Genomic DNA, 8,918 nt, shown 5'->3' with positions numbered 1-8,918 from the left:
CCACCCCCGCCCCTCCCAACGTCCCACCCCCACCGCACCGTGATCGCCAACGTCAACCCTCGCGCACCAGCCACCCCCACCTCCCTTTCGAAGCGCCGGCCCTGTCGCGCCCACCGCTCCTTGAAATGGGCCTCGCCTTCGGCGTCGGACTGTTTTTTCCAGGCCTACCGGCGGTGTTGCCAGCTGCTGATTCGAAGCGTTCCCCAAAGTGCCCGCCCGCTGCCACCCGCCCTGTGCCCTGCCTCTGGGACCAGCGCCGATGGCATCACGGTGCGCTTCGTGTCGCGCCTGGTGTTCTTTGAATTGGCCTCGTCTCCGACGTCGGGTTGCTTTTCCAGGCTTACCGGGCCGTGGTCCCCACCGCTGAAATCGAAGCCTCACCCTCTGCCTCACGCCGTCAAAGTCCGGAGCGGACACTTTGCGCTGTCAGAATTCAGGAAGCAGGGCAGGGATACCGAGCATGCCGGTTCGGGGAACAGCAGATGGCGGCGATGGTGCTGTACCGCCCCGCCATCAGCCAGAACCCCCACTGCACATCCACACCGCCGGCAAGGGAACGTTCCGCCTCCTCCAGTCGGCTGTCCAACCCGATCCGCCCCTCATCCGCAGGGTGGAGAAGCGACGGCTCAATGACCCGGTACTTCCGGCCCATCCACTCCACGACCTCCCCCACCCCCTCCGCAGAAAAGTCGATCACTCCACCCGGCTTCAGCAACCAGTCACAGGTCCGCATAGGCGGCAGCCCCGACGCCCCGAACTCCGGATGCCCCGGCCGCCGCTCCCCCTCCCGCCCTTGATCGCTCCCCTGCCCCACCCACACGTAGCAGTGGTAGTGCATGCCACCCCCCGTACAGCAGCACCGGCCCCGTCACCATGGGCAGGGACCGTCCCTTCCCCACGCTGCTCTAGATAGTGGTCACCCCGCCCCCCCGAAGCGCGTCCCCGCTGAACCGGAGCGTCCCGGCATCCGGTTCTAGCCATCCCGAACCGCCTACGCGTTCACAACCCCAGCTGGACGGTGCGGTCGGGGCGCTCTACCCCATCGAGGAGATTCCGGCTCCAGGAGGCCGCTGTCCTCGTACGGTCACCCGAGTCCCGGCAGCTGATCCATCGCGTACTTGGCTTCGCTCGGGCGTCCTGGGAACGAAGGGCGAGGAATAGCTGGACCGCTGCCCGGTTATCCACTACGGATGACATGACCTGGGCGGACACGGGTCCGCTCGGGGTGGTGAGGAGGGCGCGGTATGCCTGACTACGGGCATGATCTGGTGCTGGGGACGTTCGTCACTCCGGAGGCAGGGGTGGCGGAGGAGGTCGTGGGGCTGGCGGGGCTCACTGAGGAGGTGGGGCTCGACATGGTGACCGTTCAGGATCATCCGTACAACGCCGCGTTCCTGGATACGTACACCCTCCTCACGTGGATCGCGGCGCGGACGTCGCGGCTGCGGGTGTCGGCCAATGTGACGAGTCTGCCGTTGCGGCCTCCGGCGGTGCTGGCCCGGGTGGCGGCGAGTCTGGACATCCTTTCCGGGGGACGGTTCGAGATGGGGCTGGGGGCGGGGGTGCCCATACCGGCCGCCCGGATGACGGGGCGGCGGCTGAGCGCGGGGGAGTCGATCGACGCGCTGGAGGAGGCGATCGACATCCTGCGGGGGGTGTGGGACGTCGACGCGGACGGGCCGTTGCGGCATCAGGGGGAGCACTACGAGATCCCGCAGATGAAGCGTGGGCCGAGACCGGCGCACGACATCGCGATCTCGCTGGGGGCCTACAAACCGCGCATGCTGCGGCTGACCGGGCGGAAGGCGGACGGCTGGTTGCCGACGCTGGACTACATCAAGGAACCGGGCATCGCCGAGTCCAACAGGCTCATCGACGACGCCGCGACCGAGGCGGGGCGCGACCCCAGGCAGATCCGCCGCCACCTCAACCTGTTCAACATCGGCTTCTCCCCGGTGGGCAAGGCCTTCCTCCAGGGACCGCCCGAGCAGTGGGTGGACGATCTGCTCTCCCTCGTTCTGGAGCACGGCTTCAGCGGCTTCTACATCGGGGGAGACGACCCGGACATGATCCGCACCTTCGGCGAAGAGGTCGCCCCGGCGCTGCGGGCCGAAGTGGCCAGGGAGCGGGGGACTACCTAAGCCTCGGGAGGTGAGGACTTAGGGCTTTTGCCCGATGTAATTGGATATACCAGGTCATAACGTCGAGGCATGGCACAGAAGAGCGTGACGTATCGGGCGTTGACCGTGGGGCTGGTGGCGATGGTGTCGCTGGTCGCGTTCGAGTACATGGCGGTGGCGGTTGCCATGCCTGTGGTGGCACGCGAGCTCGGCGGGGTGCGGTTGTACGGGTTGGCGTTCAGCGGGGCGATGGCGGCCGGTGTGGTGGGGACGGTGCTCGGGGGGCGGTGGGCGGACCTGCGCGGGCCCAAGGCGCCGCTTTGGTACGGGACGGCGGCGTTCGCGGGTGGGCTGGCGGTGGCGGGGCTGGCGCCGGACATGGAGACCCTGATCGCGGGACGGATGGTGCAGGGGGTCGGCGGCGGGCTGGTCAGCGTCGCGTTGTACGTGGTGGTGGGGCGGGTCTACCCGGAGGAGCTGCACCCGAAGATCTTCTCGTTGTTCGCCACGGCATGGGTGGTGCCCTCCATGGTCGGGCCCGCGCTGGTCGGGGCGACCGTGGACGGCGTCGGCTGGCGCTGGGTGTTCCTCGCCGTCCCCGCCCTCACGGTTTTCGCCGCCGTACTGCTGCTGCGCGGCCTCGCCGGTCAGCAACTCGCGGGCGGCCAGGGGGCGAGCGGCGCGCCGGGCAGGCTGGGCCGCAACCTCGCCTGGGCCGCGGTCACCGCCGTCGGCGCGGGACTGATGCAGTACGGCGGCGCCGAGAACCCGGCGCTGCTGGTGGCCGGGCTCGTGGTGCTCGCCCTGGCCCTGCCGAAGCTGCTCCCCGCCGGGACGATGCGCGCGGCACGCGGGCTGCCCGCGGTGGTGGGGCTGCGCGGCCTGACCGCCGGGGCGTTCTTCGCGGCCGAGGTGATCGTGCCCCTCATGCTGATCAGCAAGCGCGACATGTCCCCCCTCGCGGCCGGCCTCGCCCTCACCGGCGGCGCGCTGACCTGGTCGTTCGCCTCCTGGCTCCAGGGCCGCGAGGTGTTCGGCCGCACGACCAACCTGCTCGCCGGCACCGGCGCCATCGGCCTCGGCATCCTGCTGATGAGCGCGGTGACCCTCGACGCCGTCCCCGTGGCGGTCGCCTACCCGTCGTGGATCGTCGCCGGGTTCGGCATGGGCCTGGTCTACCCGACGTTGTCCGTGCTCACCCTGGAACTGTCCGGGCCGGGCGAGCAGGGCGCGAACAGCTCCGCGCTCCAGGTCGGCGAGATGGTGTTCTCGGTGGTGTCGGTCGCCGTCACCGGCGCGATCTTCACCGCCACCGGCTCCGGCTACTGGACGGTCTTCGCCGTCGCCGTGCTCCTGGCCCTGGCCGGCCTGTGGGTGGCGCCGCGTTACGCCCGTCCTCGGGTGAACGACGTGGTGATGACGCCCCCGAGTCCCGTTGCGGCCAGATGAGCCGTCCGCGTGCTTGGATGCCGTAATGGACGATGAGCGCGCCCGGTTCCGTGACGCCCGCGTGGCCAGGCTCGCCACCGTCGGGCCGGACGGCGCTCCGCACCTGGTCCCCGTGACGTTCGCGACGCACGGGGACCTGGTCGTGACCGCCGTCGACCACAAGCCCAAGACGACGACCGCCCTGCGTCGCCTGCGCAACATCGAGCACGACCCCCGGGTCTCCCTTCTCGTCGACCACTACGAGGACGACTGGACACGTTTGTGGTGGGTGCGCGCCGACGGCCGGGCGTCCGTCCAGACCGGCGACGACCGCATCCTCGCGCCCCTCGTCGCCAAGTACCCCCAGTACGCCGCCCGCCCGCCCGAGGGCCCGGTGATCGCCGTCCAGGTCACCCGGTACGTGAGCTGGGCGTACACCGGCCGCTCCTAGCCGATGCAACAGCGGCGGGGGGTCGTGCGTCCTTGGAGCGTGGAGCAGGCCACCGATTTCGTGGAGTTCGTCCGCAGCCGCGGCAGCGCGCTGTACCGGTACGGCTTCGTGCTGACCGGTAACGCCGAGGACGCGGGAGACCTCGTGCAGGAGGCCTTGATGCGCCTCGGCGACGCCTGGCCGCGGGTGCGCAACAAGGAGAACCCCGAAGGGTACGTGCGCACGGCGATGGCCCGGCTGCACGTCAGCTGGTGGCGGCGCAGGAGGAGGGAGCAGCTGATGGCCGTCGTCCCCGAGAGCGGATACGCCGACACTGACATCGAACGGCTCGGCGGCGACACCGGCGTCTGGACGGCACTCGGCACGCTGCCGCGCAGGCAGCGGGCGGTGCTGGTGTTGCGGTACTACGAGGACCTGACGGACGAGGAGATCGCCGGCGTCCTCGGCGTATCCCGCGGCACGGTGCGCAGCCAGGCGTCCCGCGCCCTCGGCAAGCTCAGGATCGGCTACGAGGACCTGGTCCCCGAGGGGAGGTCGTCATGAACACCGAGGACCTCGCCCGCACGCTGCGCGCCGCCGCCGGGGTCGCCCCCGAGCCGCTCGGCGACCTCGCCGCGGCCGTGGCGGCCCGCCGGACCGCCCGCACACGGGCTCGGACGCGGACGGCGCTCGCGGTGGCGGCCGTCGTCATCGTGGCCGGCGGCGGGACGGCGGCCATCCGGAACGCCGGCGGGAACGGGGCCGCACTGGGGCCGGCCGCGGTCACGCCCACCGCGCCGCTCCTCACCCCGGCCGTTGTGGCGCCGGCGCTTCCCGCGCGACCGGCGAAGGACGTCTGGCCGGGCGCCGTCTTCAAGATGCCGGCCGGCGCGGGGGACGGGTGGCGGTACCGCCCGATCACGGCGCTCGACCCGCGCCATCTGCTCGTGTTCGCCGAGCGATCCCCCGACAGGTTCGAGAGGATCGAGGTGTACGACATCGCGCTCGGGACCAGTACGGTGCTCGCCACCATGCCGGAACGTCCTGATCTGGTGCCGTACTACGTCCAGGGCGCCGACGCCGACGCCGAACATGTCATCTGGTACGCCGTCGGGACGCGGGACGGTGAGCGGGTGACGGAGTTCTGGGTCGTGGGCCGGGAGGGGGGCACGCCCCGCCTGATCACCACGCTGAGTGGGGAAGCGGTGGAGCAGGCCGCCGTCGCGGGCGGGCGGCTGGTCTGGTCCCTGGCGGGAGGCGGTGTCTTCAGCATGCCGCTCGCCGGCGGCGTGATGGAGGAGTTCACCGAATCATCCGGGTACCGGCTGCTGACCTGGCCGTGGGTGACGCAGAAGCCGCTCATGGACGAGCGAGGGAGGGGCCGGCAGACCGTGCTGGTGAACCTGGAGACCCAGGCCCGGAAGATCGTCAGGGCTACGGAGGGCCTCCAGAACGTGCGCTGCGGTCCCAGCTTCTGCTTCGGCGGTACGGTCAAGGACAGGAAGCCGACGGCCGTGGTGCAGCGACTCGACGGTTCCGGCCGGCAGGAGCTTCCCGGGCTGAGCGGCGTCGGGATCGACTCCCTGATCGCCGACCGGTTCGTCGTGGTCTTCGTGGCCGGCGCTTCCGGGGACGGGTCGTACCGGCCGGCCGCCGCCGTCTACGACCGGGTCACCGGGGCGGTCGGCGGCATCGGGGCGAGTAACGGCAATGGCGGAGGGACGTTCGGCCAGGGGATCTCGTCGTCGTCCAGCCTGGTGCTCTACTGGGGGGCCGACGCCTCGGAGAAGCCGGACGAGTACTGGGTGCTCAACCTGGCCGCGGTGCCGCCCGTAGAATAAGATTCTGGCCATGCGGATCTTCGCGAACCTGGACGAACTGAAAGCCGCCACCGGCGAGCACCTGGGATACACACCCTGGCGCCGCGTCACCCAGGAACAGGTCAGCCTGTTCGCGGACGCCACCGACGACCACCAGTGGATCCACGTCGACGCCGAACGGGCCGCCCAGGGGCCGTTCGGCACGACCATCGCGCACGGCTACCTGAGCCTCGCGCTCCTGCCGTCGTTCATGGCGGAACTGATCCGGATCGAAGGCCTGAAGATGGCCGTCAACTACGGCCTGAACAAGGTCCGCTTCCCGTCCCCCGTCCCCGTGGGCGCGGACATCCGGGCCGGCGCCGAACTGCTCGACCTGAAGAACACCCCCGCGGGCAAACTGTCCAGCGTCCGCGTCACCGTCGAGGTACGCGACCAGCCACGCCCGGCCTGCGTGGCCGAGACCCTGGCCCTGTACATCACGGCCTAGCCGCTACACGAAAGCCGTCTGCGCCACCAGCGGCAGCTCGGCGTGCACCCGCCAGCCCCCCTCGTGCGCCCCCGCCGACACCGTGCCGCCGACCCTGCCGGCCCGATGCCGCATCGCCTCCACCCCGCGGTGCCGCCTCGGCGAGGGTGCCCCCCGCTCCTTCAGCGAACTGTCGACCGTGATGACCACCCGGTCCGGCCGGTATCGAAGGGTCACCGTGGCACTGGCCGTCCCATGCTGGTACACGTTCACCAGGGCCTCGTGCACGATCCGCATCGCCGCGAGATCGACGTCATCGGGCAACGCACTCGGCGCCCCCGCCACATGAAGCCGTACCGTCAGCCCTCCCCTGCGGGAGGACTGCACAAGATCGGCGAGCGTGGGCCGCGGATAGTCGTACTGCACCCGCAACAGGAACCGCCTCAGTTCCAGCACATGCCTGGCATGCGAGTCCAGCACCGTGGCCGCCCTGCGCCGCCGCCTGCGCAGCAGCACCAAGACGATCACCACAACCCCGAGAACGGCGAGCCCGCCCCCCGCGACGACCTGCGCGGACAGCCCCCCGACGCCGTACAACGCTAGCTGATCCATTGCCCGCAGCTCCTGGCCGGCCGTTGTCCGCTTCCCCCCGACGACCACCAAGGATCATTTCCGGACAATCCAGACGCCACGCCCCACCCACAAGAAACTTTGCAGAGGGTTTGTCGGCCTCTACCCCATTTTGCGCCGTCTGTCCCAGTCCCCCTCCTGCCTATGCTTGTTCCTCGTGGACCAAAGCTTCCTGGAAGGCACCTTCCGCCTCCGCACCGAATACATCCCGCTGTGCGACCTCCTGAAGGCCTGCGACATCGCGGAAACCGGAGGCCTGGCCAAACTCCTGATCGCCGACGGCGAGATCCAGGTAGACGGCACCGTAGAACTCCGCAAACGCGCCAAGATCCGCCCCGGCCAGACAGTAACCGGCGAAGGCTTCAAGATCCACGTAGTCTCCTAACCCCCACCCCACAGCCCCCCCTGACCGCCACCCCCCTCACGGCTCAGCCCACCGCCCCCCCATATCCGGTTCGGCACACCCTCCAAGACCCGCTATGCTTGTCCACGAGCAAGCGGCCGTAGCTCAATGGATAGAGCATCTGACTACGGATCAGAAGGTTGGGGGTTCGAATCCTCCCGGCCGCGCCACAGCTCAAAGGCCACTTCCAATCTGCGGAAGTGGCCTTTTTTGATCTCCGTACAGCAGCGATGTACAGCTACGCCCTCAGGCGTCACCACCCAAGCTCTCGTTCAACCGGTTGAGCGCCTTCCTGGTGTCGGCCGAGGGGATCTGTGTGTAGACGTCCATGGTCATCGAGATCTGCGAGTGACGAAGCACACGCATCGCGACCCGGGGATGCACATCGAGGGCCGCTAGGAACGAGGCACAGGTGTGCCGAGTGTCATGGACCCGGATACGCGGAACGCCGGCATTTCGGCAGTGTGTGTCGAAGGCCCGGTTGAAGTTGCGCGGTTCGATCGGAGTGCCGTTGCGGGTCGTGAACACAAGGTCGGACTCGTGCCACTTGCCGGCCGCCTTCTCTCGCGCGTCCTCCTGTACCCGCTGTCGGTGACGCAGCGCCGAGACGCAAAGTCCGAGCAGCGGCAGGGAAGCCGTCGAGTCCTCCGTCTTGGTCGTGTTCCGATGGAGAAGCTGCCCGCCGACCCGGGTGAGCTGGCGAGAGATCCACAGTTGCTCGCCGCCCAGGTCGACGCAGTCCCAGGCCAGCCCCAACACCTCGCCTCGTCGAAGGCCGAGAACGAGGATCAGCACGTAGGCTGCATACAGCGGATCGTCATCACCTCGAAGATGCTCAAGCAGCCGACGAGCCTCGTCGACACTCCACACACCGTGTTGCCGCTTCTTCTTGGTCTTGCTAGCGCTGGGCAGCGTGGTCAACGCGGCGACGTTCTTCGAGATCAGCTCTTCACGAATAGCGTTGCCGAGTGCGGAACGAAGGACCCGCCGGATGCTCGCGATCGTGCTGCGCGACGGGTACCCCTTGCAGCACTGGCCCTTTGAGCAGCATCGCTGCTTGGATGCCGGCCGCTTGTGATCCTTTCTCTGATCGCAGCAGGTACACAGCGTGGCCAACTCGTTGAGCCAGGTCTGCACATCGCGCACCGTGAGCTTGTCGAGTCGCTTCTTACCGAGGCCGGGAACGATGTAGAGCCGCACGAGCGGTTCGTAAGCGACGTAAGTCGTCGGCTCCCGGTTCGGCTCGATCACCTCCGACAGCCAGCGAGACAGGTAGTCAGCCAGCGTCGGATGCTTCGTGGCCACCGGCCCCTTGGCCGCCTCCGCATGGAGCTTGAGCCACTTCTCGTGGGTCTCCTCGCGGGTCTTGCCGTAACACCACTTACGGGTCCTCTTGCCGTCCGGCGTGGTGACCCACACATAGCCCGCGTACCCGGCCTTGTAGGCGAAGATCGAACCTTCGCTGTTCGCACGCTTGGCCATCAAGCCGCCTCCTCGCAGAGCCGGGCCAGGTAGTCGTCCAGCGCGGATTCCGGGATGCGACGGCAGCGCACACCCACCACGATCGAGTCCAGTTCGCCGGAGTTCATCAGCTGATAGAGCGTCCACCGGCTGACCTGAA

General features: G+C 69.0%; 10 protein-coding genes and 1 tRNA gene. 8 read left to right on the top strand and 3 right to left on the bottom strand.

Annotation, left to right across the window (positions count from 1 at the left end):
- The first annotated feature begins 1,244 nt into the window (after window positions 1–1,244).
- From ACFP1K_RS40495 to ACFP1K_RS40470, 6 genes are all read left to right on the top strand, one after another.
- Window positions 1,245–2,141 carry an LLM class flavin-dependent oxidoreductase gene (locus ACFP1K_RS40495; RefSeq protein WP_380763797.1) on the top strand — a complete coding sequence of 299 codons (897 nt, stop codon included), beginning with the start codon at window positions 1,245–1,247 and terminating at the stop codon, window positions 2,139–2,141.
- A gap of 69 nt (window positions 2,142–2,210) precedes the next feature.
- Complete coding sequence (locus tag ACFP1K_RS40490) at window positions 2,211–3,569, top strand: MFS transporter (protein WP_380763795.1); 1,359 nt, start codon at window positions 2,211–2,213, stop codon at window positions 3,567–3,569.
- Between the two features lie 25 nt (window positions 3,570–3,594).
- A complete protein-coding gene (locus tag ACFP1K_RS40485) occupies window positions 3,595–3,999 on the top strand; it encodes a TIGR03668 family PPOX class F420-dependent oxidoreductase (RefSeq protein ID WP_380763793.1) in 405 nt (134 codons plus the stop codon).
- Window positions 4,000–4,038: 39 nt separating this feature from the next.
- Window positions 4,039–4,542 (top strand): SigE family RNA polymerase sigma factor, encoded by a 504-nt coding sequence (locus ACFP1K_RS40480; protein WP_380763791.1) that lies wholly within the window; start codon window positions 4,039–4,041, stop codon window positions 4,540–4,542.
- Complete coding sequence (locus ACFP1K_RS40475; protein WP_380763789.1) at window positions 4,539–5,819, top strand: hypothetical protein; 1,281 nt, start codon at window positions 4,539–4,541, stop codon at window positions 5,817–5,819. Before ACFP1K_RS40480 ends, ACFP1K_RS40475 begins: the two co-directional genes overlap by 4 nt.
- Window positions 5,820–5,829: 10 nt before the next feature.
- Window positions 5,830–6,285, top strand: coding sequence for a MaoC family dehydratase (locus tag ACFP1K_RS40470; RefSeq protein ID WP_380763787.1), 456 nt, complete (start codon window positions 5,830–5,832; stop codon window positions 6,283–6,285).
- Between the two features lie 3 nt (window positions 6,286–6,288).
- On the opposite strand, the gene ACFP1K_RS40465 is transcribed toward ACFP1K_RS40470, so the two are convergent.
- Window positions 6,289–6,876 (bottom strand): sensor histidine kinase, encoded by a 588-nt coding sequence (locus ACFP1K_RS40465; RefSeq protein WP_380763785.1) that lies wholly within the window; start codon window positions 6,874–6,876, stop codon window positions 6,289–6,291.
- Window positions 6,877–7,051: 175 nt separating this feature from the next.
- Here ACFP1K_RS40465 and ACFP1K_RS40460 point away from each other — a divergent pair, with 175 nt between their 5' ends.
- Window positions 7,052–7,279: an RNA-binding S4 domain-containing protein gene (locus ACFP1K_RS40460; RefSeq protein WP_380763783.1), complete on the top strand. Its 228-nt coding sequence runs from the start codon at window positions 7,052–7,054 to the stop codon at window positions 7,277–7,279.
- A 112-nt stretch (window positions 7,280–7,391) separates the two neighbouring features.
- Window positions 7,392–7,467: transfer RNA gene (locus tag ACFP1K_RS40455), tRNA-Arg, on the top strand.
- 76 nt (window positions 7,468–7,543) lie between these two features.
- Here ACFP1K_RS40455 and ACFP1K_RS40450 read toward each other — a convergent pair.
- Window positions 7,544–8,779, bottom strand: a complete 1,236-nt coding sequence (locus tag ACFP1K_RS40450; RefSeq protein ID WP_380763781.1) for a tyrosine-type recombinase/integrase — start codon at window positions 8,777–8,779, stop codon at window positions 7,544–7,546.
- Window positions 8,779–8,918: helix-turn-helix transcriptional regulator (locus ACFP1K_RS40445; RefSeq protein WP_380763799.1), on the bottom strand; the 140-nt coding region annotated here is incomplete at its 5' end. The genes ACFP1K_RS40450 and ACFP1K_RS40445, both read right to left, overlap by 1 nt.

The organism is Sphaerisporangium aureirubrum, from assembly GCF_042658925.1.
In the GTDB taxonomy this organism is placed as follows: Bacteria; Actinomycetota; Actinomycetes; order Streptosporangiales; family Streptosporangiaceae; genus Sphaerisporangium; species Sphaerisporangium aureirubrum.
This window is presented reverse-complemented; position numbering and strand designations above follow the sequence as displayed.

Excerpts from the sequence above, each read along its gene's own strand:
- ACFP1K_RS40495 (WP_380763797.1), top strand. The coding sequence starts at position 1,245 with ATGCCTGACTACGGGCATGATCTGGTGCTGGGGACGTTCGTCACTCCG.
- ACFP1K_RS40490 (WP_380763795.1), top strand. The coding sequence starts at position 2,211 with ATGGCACAGAAGAGCGTGACGTATCGGGCGTTGACCGTGGGGCTGGTG.
- ACFP1K_RS40485 (WP_380763793.1), top strand. The coding sequence starts at position 3,595 with ATGGACGATGAGCGCGCCCGGTTCCGTGACGCCCGCGTGGCCAGGCTC.
- ACFP1K_RS40475 (WP_380763789.1), top strand. The coding sequence starts at position 4,539 with ATGAACACCGAGGACCTCGCCCGCACGCTGCGCGCCGCCGCCGGGGTC.
- ACFP1K_RS40470 (WP_380763787.1), top strand. The coding sequence starts at position 5,830 with ATGCGGATCTTCGCGAACCTGGACGAACTGAAAGCCGCCACCGGCGAG.
- ACFP1K_RS40465 (WP_380763785.1), bottom strand. The coding sequence starts at position 6,876 with ATGGATCAGCTAGCGTTGTACGGCGTCGGGGGGCTGTCCGCGCAGGTC.
- ACFP1K_RS40450 (WP_380763781.1), bottom strand. The coding sequence starts at position 8,779 with ATGGCCAAGCGTGCGAACAGCGAAGGTTCGATCTTCGCCTACAAGGCC.